At 66.0% G+C, this 789-nt stretch carries 1 protein-coding gene; it reads right to left on the reverse strand.

The features are described from left to right. Positions 1-4 precede the first annotated feature (4 nt). A partial coding sequence (locus tag CWM54_RS27835) for a sodium ion-translocating decarboxylase subunit beta (protein WP_133124477.1) occupies positions 5-789 on the reverse strand: 785 nt, incomplete at its 5' end.

The raw sequence follows: 789 nt of genomic DNA on the forward strand, positions 1-789 counted from the left end.
TGGCCTACATCGCCAGCACGTACTTGAGCATCACCCCGGCGGCGATCGCCGAGCCGATCACTCCGGCCACGTTCGGGCCCATGGCGTGCATCAGCAGGAAGTTCTGCCCGTCTGCCTCCAGACCCACTTTGTTCGACACCCGCGCCGCCATCGGCACTGCCGACACCCCCGCCGAGCCGATCAGCGGGTTGATTTTGTGCCGGCTGAACACGTTCATCAGCTTCGCCATCAGCACCCCGGCCGCGGTCCCCACGCAGAAGGCGATCACCCCCAGCAGCAGAATGCCCAGCGTCTGCGGCTGCAGGAACTTGTCCGCCACCAGCTTGGCCCCCACCGACAGGCCGAGGAAGATGGTCACGATGTTGATCAGCGCGTTCTGTACCGTATCACTCAGCCGGTCCACCACGCCGCTCTCGCGCATCAGGTTGCCGAAGCAGAACATCCCCAGCAGCGGCGCGGCGTCCGGCAGCAGGAGCGCCACCAGCAGCAACAGCACCGCCGGGAAGAGGATCTTCTCCCGCTTACTCACCGTGCGCAGCTGCACCATGCGGATCTTCCGCTCCTTATTCGTGGTCAGCGCCTTCATGATCGGCGGCTGGATCAGCGGCACCAGCGCCATGTAGGAGTAGGCCGCCACCGCGATGGCCCCCAGCAGCTCCGGCGCCAGCTTGCCCGACAGGTAAATCGCCGTCGGACCGTCGGCACCGCCGATAATCCCGATGGCCGCCGCCTGCGGCAGGGTGAAGCTGATGATGCCGAAGTAGTTCAGCGTCAGCGCCCCGAGCACGG

Origin of the sequence: Klebsiella sp. D-Nf1 (assembly GCF_002810515.1) — a bacterium.
GTDB classification, from domain to species: Bacteria; Pseudomonadota; Gammaproteobacteria; order Enterobacterales; family Enterobacteriaceae; genus Klebsiella; species Klebsiella variicola.